We start from the raw sequence: 18,256 nt of genomic DNA on the forward strand, positions 1-18,256 counted from the left end.
GGTATGCCTACCTACCTCGTCACGGGTTCCAACGCCGGCATCGGCTACCACGTAGCTCTGCAGTTGGCCCGTACCGGCGCCACCGTCGTCATGGGCAGTCGCAGCGCTGAGAAGGTTGACGCGGCGATGGCGTCCATCAGGTCTGTTGTGCCCGACGCGCGCCTACGACACCTGCAGTTGGACCTCGCCGACCTCGACTCGGTCAAGGCCGCGGCGCACGAGCTGGACAGCCTCGACGCGGTCGTCTGCAACGGCGGCGTCATGATCGACGACACCGAGCTCATGTACGCCACCAACCACCTCGGGCACTTCGCGCTGGTCGGCTGGCTGATGCCGCTGCTCGCCGGTGGCCGGGTCGTCACCACCGGCAGCCTGCGCGGCAAGAAGGTGAAGGACGGCGACGACTACGCCCGGTCGAAGCAGGACCAGATGCTGTTCGGCTTCGAGCTCGCCCGGCGGCAGAGTGCCGTGACGAGCATCGTCAACCACCCCGGCGGCGCGCTGGACACCATCAGGTTCCCCGTCTCGCTTTTGTTGCAGGACAAGGAGGCCGGTGCCTGGCCCGCGGTCCAGGCCGTGCTGGACCCGAGCCTGCGAAGTGGCCAGATGGTGGGGCCGCGCGTGTTCGGACTGCGCGGCGAACCACGGGTCGAACCTGTCCGCGGTCAGCTCGCGGACGTCACGCTCGCTGCCCAGGTGTGGGACAGGAGCGTCGAACTCACTGGTGTCGAGCCAGCTTGAGGAACGCGGCCCACGCGTCGGCCGACACGGGCAGGTGGGTCGAGGGCGCCTTGCTGTCCCGGATGCCGACGCCGGTACCGATCTCCACGCAGTCCGCGCTGCTGCCGCTGTAGCTGCTCTTGCGCCAGACGGTCATCAGTGCCCCTCCAAGATGCTGTCGATCACCGCCCTCGATTCTTCCTCATCCAAGGCGACGGCAGCGAGCCGCTTCAGGGTGGTCTCGTACACCTCGACGGTCTCGGTGTCGTCGAAGAACAAGCAGCAGTTCAGGCTGTCGAGGAAGACGAGCGGCAGGAACTTCGGGAACTCCAGCAGGTAGAACCCGCCGGTCGTGCCGGGGTGGATGCCGATCGACGCCGGGACGACCCGGATGCTGATGTACGTCCGCACCGACACCCGGAGCAGATGAGCCAGTTGCTCGCGCCAGACCTCTATCCCGCCTACCTGCAGCCGGAGCGCGAATTCGTGTACGTAGAAGACGAACTCGCGATCCCAGTTGAGGATCTCCGCCCTCGCGATCCTGGCCGCGACGACCGCGGGGAAATCCGCTGCGTCGATCACGGGCGAAGCCTCGGTGACCACCTGGATGTACTCGGGAATCTGAAGCACTCCCGGCACCAGCGTCGCTGACCAGGCGACGATCTTCGTGGCGCTCTTCTCGTGCTCTATGAAGGTGCGGACCTGGTCGGGGACGCCGTCTTCGGGGAATTGCAGCCAGCCCTTTTCCCCGGTCTCCTCGAAGAGCGCGACCAGGCGGTCGCGTTCGGCGGCGGTTGTGCGGCAGTAGGCGAGGAGGGCGATGACTTCTTCTCGTGTCACGCCGCCTTTGCCGGCCAACATGTCGGAGATCTTGGCTTCCTGCCAGCCGAGATGCTCCGCGAGTTGGCGTTGGGTGAGGCCCGTGCTTCCGATGGCGGCACGAACACCGGCGCCGAACTCGCGGCCCACCACGCTGGACGATCTCTTGGGCATGCAAAGGAAAGTAGGAGTCAACGTGGACCGGACTCCATCGTTTCGCGTCAAATCTGCCTGAAGGTGGGAGCCTTGGAGCAGCTCTAAGCCATATTCGGCACGTAGGGTGGGCTTCGTGCTTTCCGACGAGGACATCGAACTGCGTGCCCGGCTGCTTTCCGCCGCCGACCGGCACGGCCACACCAACATCGTCGTGAACCCGGACTCCGAGGGTCCTGGGTACGTGTTCTCGGTGGGGGCGTGGCGCCGGTTCGGCGTGGCGGAGGCGGTCGTGATCGGGCTGCCGCAGGGCATGGGCGAGAACGTGATCAACATGTACGTCACGAGGGCCAGCAACGGCGAGAGGTTCGTGCCGGGGAAGCTGTACTACAACTTCTTCCAGCCCGGCGTGCCGCTCACGGTCGAGCGGGTCTACAAGGGGTTCTACCCGGAGTTCTTCGGGAGTGCGTACCTGCTCTACGACGGGTCGGAGTTCGCGGCGATCCAGCTGATCGTGCCGACGCCGCAAGGACAGTGGCCGTGGCAGCCGGACGCGCCGGAGGGGTTCCACGACCACCAGATGATCCTCACCGAGAGCGGAGTGCCGGAGAGCTGGACGCCGGGGGTCACCGGGCCGTGAACGTCCACATCGGACCGATCACGCCCGAGCACGCCGGCGAGGTCATGACGGTTCAGCGCGCCGCTTACCTGGGCGAGGCCAGGAGGTACGGGGCGTGGGACCTGCCGCCGCTCGTCGAGACGTTGCAGGAGATCAAGAACCATCTCGGAGACGGCACACCCGCGCTCGGGGCGTTCCAAGGCGCACGGCTGATCGGCTCGGTGCGCAGCCGGATCGACGGAGACCGCATGGAGGTCGCGCGGCTGTCGGTGGCGCCGGACGTCCAGGGCGGAGGCGTCGGCAGGCGGCTGCTCGACGGCATCAGCACACTGGCACCGGAACAGGTAAGGGTCGTCTGGCTCTTCACGGGCGTGGAGAGCGACGGGAACCTGAGGTTCTACGAGAGTGCCGGATTTGTCCGAACCCACGAACACGACGACGCCGTTGGCATCAGGTGCGTCACATTGGAGCAGAAGGTCATCTGACGTTCAGGGGCTGGTCACGCCACACTGGCAAGCTCCTGAAGCGGTCCACCCACGACCAACCACCGGTGCGGACGTCGATCACACGTCGGCTGATCCGTCCGGCACCCGCCAGCCCCGGCGCATCCGGCGCCGGGGCTGGCGCGCGTGAGGAGACCAAAACGTTGTCCGGAGTGCGTTGTCCGCTCGGAGCGCTCCGACACCGGACAACGATCAACCTGTAGAAATGCATCGCGGCCAACCAGTCCGGGGGGATCTGAGGAAGCCGCGATCGGGGGAGGAGCGCCCCGCCTCGCAGGAGGCAGAGGGGGATGCGAAGCGGGGCGCTTCAAGCACGGTCAGTTCTCGTTGAGGAACTTCTGGGCCAGGGCCTCTCCCTGGGAGACGGCCTTCCCGTGGTCCTCGATCGGGGACACCTTCGAGTTCTTGAAGTAGATGTAGTGCACCGGACCGTCGGTGCCGCCGTTCTTCGGGTCCGGGTTGATGCCCAGCGTCACCGCGGACGCGTAGGACGCCTCACCGATGATGTTGGACGGGCCCGTGTCGCCGACGACGGCGTAGTCGACCCTGTTGTTGTAGATGACGGCGACGACGCCACCGCCCTGGATGCCGAACTTGCGGTAGTCCCACGTGCCGCTGGCCGACGGCACCACGACGTACGGGAGCTTGTCCGCGACGAGCGGCTTGCCCTTCGAGTCGTGGAAGGCGGTGTCGGGTTGGAACCACGGGTCGGTGTTCTTGTTGCACTTGGTCGTGACCTGGCCATCGCAGTCGATGTCCATGTCGGCCTTGTACCAAACGGCGCCGTTCTTGCCGCAGACCGGGATGTTCGCGGCGGTCTCGGTGTCGGTGCGGTACTTGCCGCTGGAGATCTGCTGGCACGACGAGAGCTTGGCGAGCAGCTGCGAGGCACTCGGACCGGCGGCCTGGGCGGCAGGGGAGGCCAGGACGGACGCAACGAGTGCGGACACGGCGAAAAGCCCTGGGGCGAGCTTGCGCATTGCCACCTCTTTCGACAGGTAACTTTCCTGACTGAAAGCGGCGGTGGCACTACTTTGCGCAACTTAAGCAACGACCGTCAAGACGCTAAGGCTTACGTCCTAGAAGTCCTATTAGTCGCGTCTGGTCGTCCGCGTCCGGGGCGACCGGTACTGGTGAGTCGAACATCGAAGTTTCGCCCCATTCCGCGATGTTTCGTTCGACGTACGCCAAAACACTTGAGGCAAGCTCACGATCAATGCGTTCGTCCGCGCCGATGGAACGCGCCAGATCCCACGCGTGCACGGCGAGATCCGTCGTCATCTGCCAGCAGTACTCCTCGGCGTCGATGGTTCCCCACGAGACGCTTATGGGCTTGGACAACGCCGACGGCTCCAGCCACGCCTCGCGCGCCGCCGCGGCCGCCACGACCCAGGACACCAGCGGGTCGTCGCCCAGGTTGTCGTGGTCGAACCGGTCGCCGACCTGTTTGACCGTGCACCCCGCGAGCAGCTCAGGGGCCCAGAGCTGCTCGTAGACGAGGTGTCCGACGAGGTCTCTGACCGACCACTCCCGGCAGGGCGTGCCGAGCACCCACTGGTCGGGGGCGATCGCCCGCACCCGACGGTCGAACTCCGTCATGGCCAACCCGTGCGCCTGGATCAAGTCCATCCCAGCAGTGCATCAAATTCGGCTCAATCGCGCACCCCGGCATGAGAGTTGGACCACTCGGACGCAACCCGATTTGCTAGCCGTACGAGCGTCCGGCGTAATGTGCCCCAGATCCGCCGTGACATCGTTGACACGAGAGGACGATGACTGTGAGCGCTCCTAGCGCCAGCATCTCCGCGCAGGACAAGGGATTCTTCGGGCACCCCCGAGGCCTGTCCACGCTGTTCTTCACCGAGCTCTGGGAACGGTTCTCGTTCTACGGGATGAAGGCCATCCTCGGCCTCTACCTGTGGACAGCCGTCTCCGAGGGCGGTCTGGGCGTCGACAAGGCGCTGGCCCTCTCGGTGGTCGCCATCTACGGCACCGCGGTCTACATGTCCGGTGTCGCCGGCGGATGGCTCGCCGACCGCGTGTTCGGTGGCCAGCGCGCCACGTTCTACGGCGGCGTGCTGATCATGTGCGGTCACATCGCCCTGGCGCTGCCCATCGGCATCGCGGGCGTGTACCTGGGCCTGATCTTCATCGTGCTCGGCACCGGCCTGCTCAAGCCGAACATCTCGACGGTCGTCGGCGGTCTCTACGAGCAGCACGACACGCGTCGCGACGCCGGCTTCACGGTGTTCTACATGGCGATCAACATCGGTGGCTTCGTCTCGCCGTTGATCACCGGTGCGCTGGCGGACGGCGTCGGCTTCCACGCCGGTTTCGCGGTGGCCGCGGTCGGCATGGCGCTCGGCCTGATCCAGTACCGGATCGGTCGCAAGAACCTGCGCGGCTCCGCTGCCGTGGCGCCGAACCCGTTGCCCGCTCAGGAGAAGGGCCGCGTCTACGGCCTCATCGCCGGCATCGTCGTCGTGATCGGCGCGCTGGGCGTGGTGTCGTACCTGGCCGGTGGCGTCGAGGGCGTCATCCTGATGATCAGCATCATGTCGATCGTCCTGCCGATCACGTACTTCACCGTGATGCTGCGCAGCAAGAAGACGCTGCCGGAGGAGAAGCCGCGCGTTCTCGCGTACATCCCGCTGTTCATCGCGGCGGCGATGTTCTGGCTGATCTTCGAGCAGAGCGCGTCGGTCATCGCCGAGTTCGCGGACTCGCACGTGGACAACCACGTGTTCGGCTGGGAGTTCCCGGTCGCGTGGTTCCAGTCCATCAACCCGATCATGATCATCGTGCTGGCGCCGGTGTTCGCGTGGCTGTGGCTGAAGCTCGCCGACCGCGCGCCGTCGACCCCGCGCAAGTTCGCCGGTGCGCTGGTGCTCGTCGGTCTGTCGTTCGTGCTCATGTACTTCGCGAGCAACTCGGCCGCCGACGGCAAGGTGACGCCGCTGTGGCTGGTCGTGATGTTCCTGATCATGACGTGCGGTGAGCTCATGCTCTCGCCGGTCGGCCTGTCGGTCACGACGAAGCTGGCGCCCAAGGCGTTCGCGTCGCAGACGATGAGCCTGTGGTTCCTCGCGGTGTCGGCCGGAACCGGTGTGGCGGCGCAGCTCGTGAAGTTCTACACGACGAGCCCGTCGGCGTACTTCTTCACGCTGGGCGGCGCGGCCGTGGTGCTCGGTGTCGCTCTCGCGGTGGCGGCTCCGGCGATCCGGAAGCTCATGGCGGGCGTCGAGTAAGAGCCTTGAGATACGGCGAGAGGGAGGCCCGTCGCGGCGGCGGTGCGGCGGGTCTCCCTCTCTGCCTTCAAGGATGCACTACGGAGATGTGTCATTGGGGCACGAACATTGCTCCAGCCGGGTGAAGTCGAGCACGTGCTGCGACGAATTTCGCCCCACGTCAGCTCTAGTTCACCGCCAGTGATCGTTTGGTTTCGTTCGCTCGTACCGGAAGTTGCAACGCGCCGCGGATGAGCTTCGACCTCCGACGCTTGACGGCGCCGTCCGGGGCGAGGTTCGGGAAGCGCTTGAAGAGCTCGTGCAACGCGATGGCGCCCTCGATGCGGCTGAGTCCCGCGCCGATGCAGTAGTGGATGCCCGCGGAGAACGCGAGGTGCTCACGCGCGTTGGACCGCGTCGGGTCGAACTTCAGCGGGTCCTTGAAGACGCGCGGGTCCCGGTTCGCGGCCGCGAGCATCAGCATCACCGGCATGCCCTTCGGGAGCGAGACGCCGGCCAGTTCGAGACGCTCCTTCGGCCACCGCAACGTGTACTGCACCGGCGGGTCGAGTCGCAGCACCTCCTCGACGAACCCCTCGGCGTACTCGGGGCTCTGCGCGAGCGGCGCGACGGTGTGCGGGTTCTCGAACGCCTTCAGCACGCCGTTGCCGATCAGGTTGACCGTCGTCTCGAACCCGGCGAACAGCAACAACCCCGTCGTGGCGACGAGATCCTCGCGGCTGAGGTCCGCGTGCTGCGTGACCAGGTAGCTGACGATGTCGTCCTGCGGGTTGCGGCGGCGCTCGTCCATCAGGCCGTCGATGAAGTCGTTGTACTCGATGATCGTGGCGTGCAGGTCCTTCAGCTGCTTGTGCGACCAGACGCCGTCGAGCGTCTCCGCGAGCGCGCTGCCCCAACGGGCAAAGGTCGGCTTGTCGTCGTCGGGCACGCCGAGCAGGTCCGCGATCACCTGCATGGGCACCTGGGAGGCGAACTCCGTGACGACGTCGAAGTGCCCGTCGAGGCCGTCGAGGTACTTCGCGACGATCTTCTGGATGGACTCGCTGCGGTCCTTCAGCGCCCGTGGCGTGAAGAACGGCTGGACGAGCTTGCGCAGCCGGGTGTGGTCCGGCGGGTTCATCATCAGGAACGAGTCCTGCACCGGGTTGACGATCTTCTCGCCGTCCTTGACCAGCGTGATCGGCACCATCGACGCCTCGTCGAACGTCATCGTGAGGAACCGGCTGTCCCGCAGCACCGAGTCGCAGATCTCGCGCGACGTCGTGACGTACGCGCCCATCCTGCTGCGGACCATGTCGCCCTTGGCGCGCACGTTCTCGTACATCGGGTACGGGTCGGTGTTCGGCGGAGACGTGATCACCTTGGCGTACGGGTCACCGATCAGCGCATAGCCGCGCAGGAGCGTGCGCACTGCGAAGAACTGGGCGGCGGTCTTCAGCGTGGACATGCCTCCACACTGCGGCTTACGTGAAGAAGCTTCAAGAGCTCCGGCGGTGTCGGCGCACGGTTTCTTCGACCAGATCGAGCACCGGCTCCATGTCGTCCGCTGGCAGGCCCATGGCCAGGTGGGAGACGAGGCCTTCCAGCACCAGCTCCAAGAAGCTCGTCAGGACGGTGACGTCGACGTCGTCGCGCAGGTTGCCGGCTTCGCGCTGCCGGATGAGGCGTTGGCGGGTGGCGGCGGTGAGCTGTTCCGACCGCTCTGCCCAGCGGGCGCGGAAATCGGGGTCGGTGCGAAGTCGGCGGGAGACTTCCAGACGCGTGCCGAGCCAATCCGCCGCGTGCTCTTCGTCCCTTTTCTCCGGTTCGTCGAGAAGGTCGCGCATGACCTGGACGAGACCTTGTTCGGCCACCACGTCCGCCATGCGCAGCGCGTCGTCCTCGGCGAGTGCGAGGAAGAGCGACTCCTTGTCGCGGAAGTGGTGGAAGATCGCACCGCGGGAAAGCCCCGTCGCCTCCTCGAGACGGCGTACCGTGGCACCCTCGTAGCCGTGGCGCGCGAAGCAGGCACGCGCACCGTCGAGGATCTGGCGGCGGCGGGCGTCTAGGTGGTCCTGGCTGACCCTGGGCACCTGTAGATGGTCGCAGGGCCGAGGTGGGAAATCCAATCCGTACGTACGGATTGGACGGGTCCAACTGTGTGATCTTCTGCGCGGGACCCTTTCGAGTGGATCATCGGCCGGGCCTGCGAAGACGGGTGCGGCGCCACCAATATCCTCCAGCGCCATGGAGACGCAGGAGATCATCAAGCTGTCGGCGCTCGCTGAGCGCCTCGGGTGGCAGCGGCGTGAATCCACAGGCGTCCACGTGGTCGATCTGCTGCTCAGCCGGACGGTCACCGATCTCATCGCGGCACTTGCGGAGAACCGGGATGGGTAACGGTCGTGGTAAGCGCTTTCCCGCAGTTCTGGGAGGGGGTTGACTCGACATGTCACGTGGTGGTGTGATCTGCGCGACAGACAGGAAACTTTCCTATTCAATAACTGAATCCCGCCGCCGCATGGAGTGATCCCCCTACCCGTCTTGTGGGAGGCACAACAGTGGCACCGAGCAGAGGCCGGGCGTTACGCGCGCTCGGCACGATGGGTGTTGCGTTCGCGACAACCATCGCAGTGATGTCGGTACCGGAAAGCGCCTTCGCGGCGCCCGTCCGGTACGAAGCGGAGAGCGCGACGATCTCCCAGGGCGTGGTGGAGTCGAACCACGCGGGTTTCTCCGGGTCCGGTTTCGTCAACTTCGACAACGTCGCAGGGAGCTCCGTCGAGTTCACCGTGAACGCGGCGAAGGCGGGCCAGGCGAAGCTGACCTTCCGCTATGCCAACGGAACCGCCGACAACCGGCCGGTCGACGTGAACGTGAACGGCGGCCTCGCGGTCGACGAGCGCGCGTTCGCGGGCACGGGCGCGTGGACGACGTGGACGTCCGTTGACAACACGGTGAACCTGAACGCGGGCGCGAACAAGATCAAGCTCACGTCCACCGGTGCCACGGGTGGCCCCAACCTCGACTACCTGGACGTCGAGGAGATCAACGCCGTTCCCGCTTTGGAGCAGGAAGCGGAGAACGCGACGATCGGTCAGGGTGTCGTCGAGTCGAACCACGCCGGCTTCTCCGGCACCGGGTTCGTCAACTACGACAACGTGGTGGGCTCGTACGTCGAGTACACGATCACCGCTGACCAGGCCGGCGAGCACGACCTGACGTTCCGGTACGCCAACGGGACGACGGTCGACCGCCCTGTCTCGGTGACGGTGGACGGTGCCGCCGCGCAGACCGTGTCGTTCCCCGGCACCGGCGCGTGGACGACGTGGCAGACGCGCACCGCGAAGGTCGTGCTGAAGGCCGGCGCCAACAAGATCCGGGCGACGGCGACCACCGCGAACGGCGGCCCGAACGCGGACAAGCTCTCCGCGGTCCGGCTCGGCCCCGTCGACAACGAACCGCCGACGCCGCCGAAGAACCTGCAGTTCGTCTCCTCGACGGCGACCACGGTGTCGCTGAAGTGGGAAGCGGCCACGGACAACATCGGTGTCACGGGCTACGAGATCTACCAGCACGGCCAGCACGTCGCGAGCGTCGGCAACGTCCTGCAGGCCACCGCGACCGGTCTGCAGCCCGACACGGACTACGACTGGACCGTGCTCGCCAAGGACGCCGCGAACAACGTCTCGCAGGCCTCCAACAACGTCATCGGCCGCACCCAGCCCGCGCCGCCGGACAACGAGGCCCCCTCGGTTCCCGGCAACCTGCGCTCCACTGGCAAGACCGCGACGTCCGTCGACCTGGCTTGGAACGCCTCCACGGACAACGTGGGCGTGACGGGCTACGACATCTACGTCAACGGCGCGGTGCGTCAGTCCGCTGACGGCAACGCGACCTCGGCGACGGTGGCCGGTCTGACCACCGGTACCGAGTACGCGTTCCGCGTGCTGGCCAAGGACGCGAAGAACAACCAGTCCGGGCTCTCCAACGAGATCAAGGTGACCCCGGCCGCGGGTGGGCCTTCCGGCACGCCCGACCCCGGTGCGGTGTCGACGATCGCGTCCGGTGTCGACGTGGCGTGGGGCCTCGTGTTCCTGCCCGACGGCTCGGCTTTGTTCAGCGAGCGCAACACGTTCAACATCTACCGGCTGACCAAGAGCGGCCAGAAGACGTTGGCGGGCAAGATCAGCCAGGCCGTCGGCACGAACGGTGAGGGCGGTCTGCTCGGCCTCGAGGTGTCGCCGTCGTTCAACACCGACCACTGGTTGTACGTCTACCACACGGCTTCCGAGGGCAACCGCGTCATCCGGATCAAGTACGAGAACGGCGCGCTCGTTCAGAACACGTACCAGATCCTGTTGCAGGGCATGGCGAAGAACCGCTACCACAACGGTGGCCGCCTGCGGTACGGCCCGGTCGACGGCAAGCTGTACATCTCCGTCGGCGACGCGCAGAACCCGGACAACAACCCGCAGAACAAGAACTCGCTCAACGGCAAGATCCTGCGGATCAACCTCGACGGCTCGATCCCGTCGGACAACCCGTTCGGCAACGCGGTCTGGTCGTTCGGTCACCGCAACCCGCAGGGCCTCGACTTCGACTCGAAGGGCCGCCTGTGGGAGTCCGAGTTCGGCGACTCCACGCAGGACGAGGTCAACCTGATCACCAAGGGCGGCAACTACGGCTACCCGGCGTGCGAGGGAACGACCGGTAGCTGCTCCGGCTACATCGCCCCGAAGAAGGTCTGGTCGACGTCGCAGGCGTCCCCTTCCGGCCTGACGATCATCAACGACCACGTCTTCGTGGCGACGACCGTGGGTCAGCGGGTGTACCGGATGAAGATCGACGGCGACACGCTGGTCGACCAGAAGGTGTACTTCCAGAGCACCTACAACCGTCTGCGCACGGTCGAGGTCGACCACGACGGCGACATCTGGCTGACCACGTCGACGGACAAGGACGGCACGGCGAACAACGACCGCATCCTGCTGATCGACATCCAGTACTCGGGCGGCAACCCGCCCACCGGTTTCAAGCTGTCGTCCACGGCCTTCGCGGACGACGCGATGATTCCGAACAAGTACACGTGTGCCGGTGACGGTACGGCGGGTCAGGACCCGTCGCCGCCGTTGGCGTGGGGTGCTTCGACCGGTGCCGCCGGCTACGCGATTGTCTTCGCCGACCGGGCGAACAACGGCAACAAGCTGCACTGGGCGATCTGGGACATTCCGGCGACGGCTTCCTCGCTGCCGGAGAATCTCGGATCCGGGTTCAACGTTCCGAACCAGGGTGGTGCCAAGCAGAAGGCCATGGGTTCGGGTGCGAATTCGCTGAAGTACTTCGGACCTTGTCCCGGTGGTTCCACCAACCCGTACACGTTCACTTTGTACGCGTTGAACACCAACGTGGTTCCTGGAATCACTTCGTCGTCGACGATGGCTCAGATCGAAACGGCCATCAAGAACGCGTCCACGGCGAACACCGTGCTGCGCGGACGGTCGAACGCTTCTACCTGATAATTCGCTAGGTGAAGGGCGGGGCCTCCTGCGGGGCCCCGCCCTTTCTTTTACTTCTTGGGCAGGGTGATGGCCCAGGATTCGACAGTTCCGACGTCACCTTCGCTGCGGTCGCGGACCAGCAGCTGCCAGGTGCCGTTCTTGGTTTCGGACGACAGGTCGACCGTGTAGTACGGCTGGAACTTGGTGCCGGCGCCGTTGGCCTTCAGCAGGTACGTGCGGCCGCTCGGGCCCGCGAGCTCGATCCGCACGTCGCTCTGGGCGGAGTGCTTGATCGTCACCTCCACCTTGGTGGCCTTGGGGGCGTTGCCCTTGCAGCCCGCGTACCGGATCGCCGTGCCGACGTACTCGCCCGCGTCGGGGATCTGCACGTCGTTCTCGTTGGTCTTGCGGCCGCAGCCGGGGGTGGGCGGCGGCGGGACGATGCCGTGGTTGGTGAAGAGGAGTTTGTTGGGGGAGTTGGGGCCCGGGTTGGTGACCTTGTCGGGCGTCGCTGCGGTGACGAGCGCGTCGCGGACCTGCTGCGGGGTGGCCGCGGGGTTCTTGGCGAGGTAGAGCGCGGCGGCGCCCGCGACGTGCGGGGAGGCCATGCTCGTGCCGGACGCGTCGAGCGTGGCGGTGTCGGAGTCCTTCCAGCTGCTCAGGATTCCCAGGCCGGGCGCGAAGATGTCGAGGCAGGTGCCGTAGTTGCTGAAGTAGGCGCGGCTGTCGTCGCGGGCCGTGGCGCCGACCGTGATGGCACTCGGTTCCCGTGCGGGGGACTGGGTGCAGGCGTCCGTGTTGGAGTTGCCCGCGGCGACGGCGTAGGTGATGCCCGACTCGACTGACTTCTTGAGCGCCGCGTCGAGGACGTCGTCTTCCTCGCCGCCCAGGGACATGTTGGCGACGGCGGGCTTGACCGCGTTCTTGGTGACCCAGTCGATGCCCGCGACGACCTGTTCAGTGGTGCCGGAACCCTTGCAGTTCAGGACGCGGACGCCGTGCAGCGTGACCTTCTTCGCGACGCCGAAGTCCTTGCCGCCCACCGTGCCCGAGACGTGCGTGCCGTGGCCGTGGCAGTCGTCCGGGTTGGTGTCGTTGTCGATGGCGTCGAAGCCCTCCTTGACCCTGCCCTCGAACTGCTGGTGCGTCGCGCGGATGCCGGTGTCGACGACGTACGCGTGCACGTTGGCCGCGTCCGTCGAGTAGTAGTAGGTCTGGTCGAACGGCAGTGTGCGCTGGTCGATGCGGTCCAGGCCCCACGCCTGCGGGTTGTTCTGCGCGTCGCTGACGGTGTGGGTGATGTTGCGCTGGACGAGCTGGACGTTCGGGTCCTTCTTGAGTTCCGCGGCCTTTTGCTCGGTCATCGTGGCGCTGAATCCGTTCAGCGCCGATGAATATGTGTGGCGGACGTTCACGTCGTATTGAGATGTGACGTTCGTGGTGAGGATGTGCTCCCGCAGGACCACGATGTAGGTGTCTTCGGCGGCTTGTGCGGGAGTGCTCAGCCCTGTTAGCACAACCGCCGCGGCGAGTCCGAGCCGGAATTTCCGCATTGTTCTCCCTTGTGAACGCGTCTCAAAAGCTCTGCTCACGCGGCGGATACGCGAACTCATCGCGGAGAGTAGTACACGGATACTCACTCGCCGTATTGCATTGGTCACCTATATGTGGTCGGATGGCACTTGTCAGAAACCTCCGCCGCCCGCTTCTCTGGAGGTTCTTTCGTGCGTAAATTCTTCGTGGCAGCGCTCTCCCTGGCCGCTTTGGCCGTCGCTGCTCCCGCAGTCGCCGCTCCCGCGCCGCTGGCGTTGACGAGCACGGCTTACAAGAACAACGGCAACATCCCGGACAAGTACTCGTGCGCCGGCGACCACGGCGCGGGCAACGACATCTCCCCGCCGCTGGCCTGGACCGGTGGTGACGTGAAGGCCGCCTCCTACGCGCTGGTCTTCATCGACACCTCGAACGGCGGCAAGCACTGGGCGGCCTGGGACGTCCCGGCCACCGCCACCGGTCTGCCCGAGGGTCTGAAGAAGGGTTACGACGTCGTCGAGCCCGACCTGAAGGGCGCTCACCAGCGCGCGATGGGCAACGCGTCCGTGAACGAGCAGTTCTTCGGTCCTTGCCCGCGCTCCAAGCACAAGTACGAGTTCACGCTGTACGCGGTGAAGGTCGCGAAGCTGCCCGGGATCACCAAGAACTCGAAGGTGGCCGACGTGGAGGCCGCGGCGAAGAAGGCGGCGGTGGGTCAGGCGAAGCTGGCGGGCTTCTCGACTGCGAAGCCCTAGTCGAGCGTGACGCACCTCCCGCGGAAACCCTCCGTGGAAGGTGCGTCACATTCCCCCTGCACGCACGCGTGCGCACGAGCCACGTCGTTGATCCGTAAGGATTTGCGGCCGCCCGAACCCGTGCAACTGTCAGACCCCGCGTGTAGCGTCGAACGCGCCATTCGATCACGGGGAGTGTGGCAGCGTGACTGCGTTGCGTAACGAACCCGCGCCGGTGAGGTTCGCCGACCGCGCGGAGGCCGAGGCCTACGTGGCCTCGGTCTGTTTCAAGCACGGGCCACCGAGGTTGTTCGGCGTGGAGCTCGAATGGACCGTGCATCACGCTGAAGACCCAGGTCAGACGCTCGACAGGGCCAGGTTGGCCGCGGCTCTCGGAGAGCACGCGCCCCCTACGCTCGTTCCGGACAGCCCCCAGCGGCCGTTGCCCAGCGGCACACCGTTGACCGTCGAACCCGGCGGGCAGGTCGAGATCTCCACTCCTCCCTGCACCAGCCTCCCGGACCTCTTCCGGACGGTCGCTCAGGACATCTCCCATCTCACCGCGATGTTGGCGGACCACGGTCTCGTACTCGGAGATCGAGGCGCTGACCTGCACAGACATCCCACGCGCATGCTGCAGGTGCCGAGGTACGCGGCGATGGAGCACGCGTTCCACGACGTCGGTCCCGACGGCATCGCGATGATGTGCAACACCGCGGGCCTGCAGGTGTGCCTCGACTTCGGCGAGGAGAAGCACCTCCGCGACCGGTGGGCCGCCGTGCACCAGCTCGGGCCGGTGCTGATCGCGTTGTTCGCGAACTCGCCGAGCATCGGCGGCATGCACCAGGACTGGGCGTCGGCGCGCATGCGGACGCTCTACGGCACGGATCCCGTGCGCACCAGGCCCAGCGCTGTGTGCGCCGATCCGGCAGCCGCCTACGCGAAGAGAGTCGTCGACACACCGGTGATCGTGGTGCGCGGGCCGAGTCCAAGTTGGATTCCGCCGCGCAGGTTCACGTTTGCCGACTGGATAAACGGGGCACTCGACCGCAGCCCCACCAGTGACGACCTCGAGTACCACATGACGACGATGTTCCCGCCGGTGAGACCTCGCGGGTACATAGAGATCAGATACCTCGACACGCCCGCGCCCGGCGGGTGGATCGCGCCGAGTGCGCTGCTCGTCGCGCTGTTCAGTGATCCGTCCGTTGTGGACGGTGTGCTGGCGGCGACCGAACGGGCCGCAGGGCGGTGGCTCGTCGCCGCACGGCACGGGCTGGCGGACGACCGCATCGCGAAGGCCGCCAAGGACGTTGTGGCCCTGGGCATCGAGGCGTTGCCCCGCACGGGTCTCTCCCACGATCAGATCAGCGCCATCAGCCAGGAGCTTGAGGGGAAGCTGTGACCGAAGAACTCCGCGAGCACGTGGCGGAGGAACTGTTGCGTTCGCGCGCGCGTTCCACCGCCTTGACCGATGCCGTCGACGAGCACGACCTCGTCCGGCAGCACTCGAAGCTGATGTCGCCGCTGGTCTGGGACCTGGCGCACATCGGCAACCAGGAAGAGCTCTGGCTCGTGCGCGACGTCGGCGGTCGTGAACCGGTCAGAAGCGACATCGACGAGTACTACGACGCGTTCAAGTTCTCCCGCAGCGTCCGGCCCGAGTTACCGCTGCTGAACCCTCGCGAGGCTCGCCAGTACGTGGGAGACGTGCGCGGCAAGGTGTTCGACGTGCTGGAGAAGGTCCCGCTGGAGGGCCGCAAGCTCGTCGAGAACGCCTTCGCGTTCGGCATGATCGTGCAGCACGAGCAGCAGCACGACGAGACGATGCTCGCCACGCACCAGCTGCGCACCGGCGAACCCGTCCTGCACGCGCCGCAGCCGCCGCACGGAAACCTCGTTCCCGCAACGGAAGCGTTCATTCCGGGCGGACCGTTCGAAATGGGCACCTCGGACGAACCGTGGGCGCTCGACAACGAGCGGCCCGCGCACCAGGTCCACGTCGACCCGTTCTTCATCGACACGACACCGGTCACGAACGCCGAGTACGCCCAGTTCATCCTGGCGGGCGGCTACGACGACCGTCGCTTGTGGACGGAAGCGGGCTGGGAACACCGCACGACGGCCAAGCTGGTCGCGCCGCGGTTCTGGCAACGCGAGGAGAGCTCGTTCGTCCGCACGGCTTTCGGTGTCACCGAACCGATCGTGCCGGACGAACCTGTTGTGCACGTGTGCTTCCACGAGGCCCAGGCGTACGCGACGTGGGTGGGCAAGCGGCTCCCGACGGAACCGGAGTGGGAGAAGGCCGCTCGCTACGACGCGTCGACCGGGCAGACCCGCCGTTATCCCTGGGGTGACGAGGAGCCGTCCGAGCTGCACGCCAACCTCAACCAGCGCCACCTGCGTCCCGCGCCGGTCGGTGCCTACCCCGACGGTGTCTCGTCCGCGGGCGTGCACCAGCTGATCGGTGACGTCTGGGAGTGGACGTCAAGCGACTTCGGTCCGTATCCGGGTTTCGAGGTCTTCCCGTACGCCGAGTACTCGCAGGTCTTCTTCGGGCCGGACTACAAGGTGCTGCGCGGCGGCTCGTTCGGCACCGACAAGTCCGCGATCAGGTCGACGTTCCGCAACTGGGACTACCCGATCAGACGGCAGATCTTCGCCGGCTTCCGCTGCGCCAGGGACGCCTAGCCCGATGTGCCGCCATCTGGCGTACCTGGGCGCAGCCGTGCCCTTGGCCAGTGCTCTCTACGACGCACCGCACTCGTTGGAGCACCAGTCGTACGCGCCCGCCGACATGCGGGCCGGCGGAACCGTGAACGTCGACGGCTACGGCGTCGGCTGGTTCCCCGGCCCTGTCCGGTACCGGCGCGCGGGCACGTTGTGGAGCGACCCGAACCTCAGGCAGCTGGCGAGCGTGGAGTCGACCGCGTTCCTGGCGGCGGTGCGGTCAGCCACTGTCGGTATGCCGGTGTCCGACGCGGCGTGCGCGCCGTTCACCGACGGCACGTGGTTGTTCAGTCACAACGGGCGAGTCGACGGCTGGCCTCACACCGTGGCCGGACTCGCGAAAACCCTTGACGTGGCCGACTTGCTCACGATGGACGCACCGACCGACTCCGCGCTGTTGTGGACAGTCCTCAGACGTCGTTTGGAGACCGGGAAGAACCCGGCCCGAACGCTTGTTGAACTCGTGCGGGAAGTAGTGGACGCGGCTCCGAAGTCGCGCCTGAACTTCTTGCTGACCAACGGAAAAGTGCTCGTGGGGACAACGTGGACACACGCCCTGTGGGTGCTGCAGAAAGCGCAGGGCGTGACGATCGCGTCCGAGAAGCTCGACGACGACCCGGACTGGCAGGAGATCCCTGACCGGCACGTGGTCACCGCGGATCCATCCACTGTGGAGGTTCGACCGATATGACCGAGCCGGTGCTGGACGTTCATCTCAAACCGGAGGACGCCGCACACGCGTTACGGGCAGACGTGCGCGCGGGGCTGACGGCGGACCCGAAGTGGGTGTCGCCGAAGTGGTTCTACGACGCGGTGGGCAGCGCGTTGTTCGAGGACATCACGAGGCTGCCCGAGTACTACCCGACGCGGGCCGAACGCGAGGTGCTGACCGACCGCGCCGCGGAGATCGCGGCCACGACCGGCGCGCACGCGTTGGTGGAGCTGGGTTCCGGCTCGTCGGAGAAGACCCGGCTACTGCTGAGCGCACTGCGCGAGCACGGCACGTTGCGGGAGTTCGTGCCGCAGGACGTCTCGGTGTCGGCCCTCACCGAGGCGGCGCACGCGATCATGGCGGACTACCCGGGACTTCGGGTGCACGGCGTGGTCGGCGACTTCACCCAGCACCTGTCGTTGCTGCCCGGTGAGTCGCCGCGAGTGGTGGCGTTCCTGGGCGGCACGATCGGCAACCTGATTCCAGACGAGCGGGAGAAGTTCTTCCGCACGGTGCGCGACGTGTTGCAGCCGGGGGAGTGGCTGCTGCTCGGCACGGACCTCGTGAAGGACCCAGCCACCTTGGTTCGTGCCTATGACGACTCGCAAGGCGTGACGGCCGAGTTCAACCGGAATGTGTTGAACGTCTTGAATCGCGAGGTCGGTGGCGACTTCGACGTCGACGCGTTCGAGCACGTGGCGTTGTGGAACGCCGAGCAGGAATGGATCGAGATGCGCCTGCGCGCCAAGCGGGCCATGACGGTCAAGCTCAACGACCTCGGGTTGACCGTTGAGTTCCGCGAAGGTGAAGAACTGCGGACCGAGGTGTCGGCGAAGTTCCGCGAGGAGGGCGTGCGGCAGGAGCTCGAAGACGGCGGCTTTTCCTTGCACCGCTGGTGGACCGACACCGAGGGCCGGTTCGCCGTCTCCTTGGCCCAGGCGGTGTAGGGACACAACCCTCCGTTCGACGGGTACAAACGGTGCACCGACGGTGATGGGGTGCATC

Annotated in this window: 18 protein-coding genes; 11 read left to right on the plus strand and 7 right to left on the minus strand. The window is 66.3% G+C overall.

From position 1 onward, the window contains the following. Positions 1-3 precede the first annotated feature (3 nt). Entirely contained in the window at positions 4-741 is a 738-nt protein-coding gene (locus AB0M24_RS42345) for an SDR family NAD(P)-dependent oxidoreductase (RefSeq protein WP_363779827.1), read from the plus strand. Here the strand turns inward: AB0M24_RS42345 and AB0M24_RS42350 are convergent. Both AB0M24_RS42350 and AB0M24_RS42355 read right to left on the minus strand, forming a co-directional pair. Beyond that, on the minus strand, positions 719-877 hold the full coding sequence (locus AB0M24_RS42350) for a DUF397 domain-containing protein (protein ID WP_363779829.1): 159 nt from the start codon (positions 875-877) through the stop codon (positions 719-721). The genes AB0M24_RS42345 and AB0M24_RS42350 overlap by 23 nt on opposite strands. Then, the gene (locus AB0M24_RS42355; RefSeq protein ID WP_363779831.1) at positions 877-1,689 is read right to left on the minus strand and encodes a helix-turn-helix transcriptional regulator; all 813 of its coding nucleotides are present in this window, start codon (positions 1,687-1,689) and stop codon (positions 877-879) included. The genes AB0M24_RS42350 and AB0M24_RS42355 overlap by 1 nt, the downstream gene beginning before the upstream one ends. Positions 1,690-1,828: 139 nt before the next feature. Here AB0M24_RS42355 and AB0M24_RS42360 point away from each other — a divergent pair, with 139 nt between their 5' ends. Both AB0M24_RS42360 and AB0M24_RS42365 read left to right on the plus strand, forming a co-directional pair. Continuing rightward, a complete protein-coding gene (locus tag AB0M24_RS42360) occupies positions 1,829-2,332 on the plus strand; it encodes a DUF4262 domain-containing protein (protein WP_363779833.1) in 504 nt (167 codons plus the stop codon). Continuing rightward, positions 2,329-2,796, plus strand: coding sequence for a GNAT family N-acetyltransferase (locus AB0M24_RS42365; protein WP_363779835.1), 468 nt, complete (start codon positions 2,329-2,331; stop codon positions 2,794-2,796). Before AB0M24_RS42360 ends, AB0M24_RS42365 begins: the two co-directional genes overlap by 4 nt. A 335-nt stretch (positions 2,797-3,131) precedes the next feature. Here the strand turns inward: AB0M24_RS42365 and AB0M24_RS42370 are convergent, their stop codons facing one another. Together AB0M24_RS42370 and AB0M24_RS42375 are read right to left on the minus strand one after the other, a co-directional pair. After that, positions 3,132-3,794: a glycoside hydrolase family 75 protein gene (locus AB0M24_RS42370; RefSeq protein ID WP_363779837.1), complete on the minus strand. Its 663-nt coding sequence runs from the start codon at positions 3,792-3,794 to the stop codon at positions 3,132-3,134. Between the two features lie 85 nt (positions 3,795-3,879). Further along, entirely contained in the window at positions 3,880-4,443 is a 564-nt protein-coding gene (locus tag AB0M24_RS42375; protein WP_363779839.1) for a TIGR03086 family metal-binding protein, read from the minus strand. 149 nt (positions 4,444-4,592) lie between these two features. Here AB0M24_RS42375 and AB0M24_RS42380 point away from each other — a divergent pair, with 149 nt between their 5' ends. Next, on the plus strand, positions 4,593-6,062 hold the full coding sequence (locus tag AB0M24_RS42380) for a peptide MFS transporter (RefSeq protein WP_363779841.1): 1,470 nt from the start codon (positions 4,593-4,595) through the stop codon (positions 6,060-6,062). A gap of 166 nt (positions 6,063-6,228) precedes the next feature. Here AB0M24_RS42380 and AB0M24_RS42385 read toward each other — a convergent pair whose 3' ends face one another. After that, positions 6,229-7,509: a cytochrome P450 gene (locus AB0M24_RS42385; protein WP_363779843.1), complete on the minus strand. Its 1,281-nt coding sequence runs from the start codon at positions 7,507-7,509 to the stop codon at positions 6,229-6,231. A 31-nt stretch (positions 7,510-7,540) separates the two neighbouring features. Then, positions 7,541-8,134: a TetR/AcrR family transcriptional regulator gene (locus tag AB0M24_RS42390; protein ID WP_204766031.1), complete on the minus strand. Its 594-nt coding sequence runs from the start codon at positions 8,132-8,134 to the stop codon at positions 7,541-7,543. A gap of 154 nt (positions 8,135-8,288) precedes the next feature. Here AB0M24_RS42390 and AB0M24_RS42395 point away from each other — a divergent pair, with 154 nt between their 5' ends. Both AB0M24_RS42395 and AB0M24_RS42400 read left to right on the plus strand, forming a co-directional pair. Further along, positions 8,289-8,441, plus strand: a complete 153-nt coding sequence (locus AB0M24_RS42395) for a hypothetical protein (RefSeq protein WP_363779846.1) — start codon at positions 8,289-8,291, stop codon at positions 8,439-8,441. Positions 8,442-8,677: 236 nt separating this feature from the next. Further along, positions 8,678-11,560: a PQQ-dependent sugar dehydrogenase gene (locus tag AB0M24_RS42400; RefSeq protein ID WP_363779848.1), complete on the plus strand. Its 2,883-nt coding sequence runs from the start codon at positions 8,678-8,680 to the stop codon at positions 11,558-11,560. 50 nt (positions 11,561-11,610) lie between these two features. Here the strand turns inward: AB0M24_RS42400 and AB0M24_RS42405 are convergent, their stop codons facing one another. Further along, positions 11,611-13,095, minus strand: coding sequence for a S8 family serine peptidase (locus AB0M24_RS42405; protein ID WP_363779850.1), 1,485 nt, complete (start codon positions 13,093-13,095; stop codon positions 11,611-11,613). Positions 13,096-13,266: 171 nt separating this feature from the next. On the opposite strand from AB0M24_RS42405, the gene AB0M24_RS42410 reads away from it, so the two are divergent. The 5 genes from AB0M24_RS42410 (at position 13,267) to egtD (ending at position 18,198) form a co-directional block, all read left to right on the plus strand. Beyond that, positions 13,267-13,830: a YbhB/YbcL family Raf kinase inhibitor-like protein gene (locus tag AB0M24_RS42410; RefSeq protein ID WP_363779852.1), complete on the plus strand. Its 564-nt coding sequence runs from the start codon at positions 13,267-13,269 to the stop codon at positions 13,828-13,830. A 184-nt stretch (positions 13,831-14,014) separates the two neighbouring features. Further along, positions 14,015-15,214 carry a glutamate-cysteine ligase family protein gene (locus AB0M24_RS42415; protein ID WP_363779854.1) on the plus strand — a complete coding sequence of 400 codons (1,200 nt, stop codon included), beginning with the start codon at positions 14,015-14,017 and terminating at the stop codon, positions 15,212-15,214. After that, positions 15,211-16,500 (plus strand): ergothioneine biosynthesis protein EgtB, encoded by a 1,290-nt coding sequence (gene egtB, locus AB0M24_RS42420; protein ID WP_363779856.1) that lies wholly within the window; start codon positions 15,211-15,213, stop codon positions 16,498-16,500. Before AB0M24_RS42415 ends, egtB begins: the two co-directional genes overlap by 4 nt. Positions 16,501-16,504: 4 nt before the next feature. Beyond that, positions 16,505-17,230 (plus strand): ergothioneine biosynthesis protein EgtC, encoded by a 726-nt coding sequence (egtC, locus tag AB0M24_RS42425; protein ID WP_363779858.1) that lies wholly within the window; start codon positions 16,505-16,507, stop codon positions 17,228-17,230. Beyond that, the gene (egtD, locus tag AB0M24_RS42430) at positions 17,227-18,198 is read left to right on the plus strand and encodes an L-histidine N(alpha)-methyltransferase (protein ID WP_363779860.1); all 972 of its coding nucleotides are present in this window, start codon (positions 17,227-17,229) and stop codon (positions 18,196-18,198) included. Before egtC ends, egtD begins: the two co-directional genes overlap by 4 nt. Positions 18,199-18,256: the final 58 nt, after the last annotated feature.

Source organism: Lentzea sp. NPDC051838 (assembly GCF_040681245.1).
Taxonomy (GTDB): Bacteria; Actinomycetota; Actinomycetes; order Mycobacteriales; family Pseudonocardiaceae; genus Lentzea.

Bases quoted from the DNA above. Each gene is read 5' to 3' on its own strand.
- AB0M24_RS42370 (WP_363779837.1), bottom strand. From the start codon at position 3,794: ATGCGCAAGCTCGCCCCAGGGCTTTTCGCCGTGTCCGCACTCGTTGCG.
- AB0M24_RS42400 (WP_363779848.1), top strand. From the start codon at position 8,678: ATGTCGGTACCGGAAAGCGCCTTCGCGGCGCCCGTCCGGTACGAAGCG.
- AB0M24_RS42395 (WP_363779846.1), top strand. From the start codon at position 8,289: ATGGAGACGCAGGAGATCATCAAGCTGTCGGCGCTCGCTGAGCGCCTC.
- AB0M24_RS42405 (WP_363779850.1), bottom strand. From the start codon at position 13,095: ATGCGGAAATTCCGGCTCGGACTCGCCGCGGCGGTTGTGCTAACAGGG.
- egtD (WP_363779860.1), top strand. From the start codon at position 17,227: ATGACCGAGCCGGTGCTGGACGTTCATCTCAAACCGGAGGACGCCGCA.
- egtC (WP_363779858.1), top strand. From the start codon at position 16,505: ATGTGCCGCCATCTGGCGTACCTGGGCGCAGCCGTGCCCTTGGCCAGT.
- AB0M24_RS42345 (WP_363779827.1), top strand. From the start codon at position 4: ATGCCTACCTACCTCGTCACGGGTTCCAACGCCGGCATCGGCTACCAC.
- AB0M24_RS42385 (WP_363779843.1), bottom strand. From the start codon at position 7,509: ATGTCCACGCTGAAGACCGCCGCCCAGTTCTTCGCAGTGCGCACGCTC.
- AB0M24_RS42350 (WP_363779829.1), bottom strand. From the start codon at position 877: ATGACCGTCTGGCGCAAGAGCAGCTACAGCGGCAGCAGCGCGGACTGC.
- AB0M24_RS42375 (WP_363779839.1), bottom strand. From the start codon at position 4,443: ATGGACTTGATCCAGGCGCACGGGTTGGCCATGACGGAGTTCGACCGT.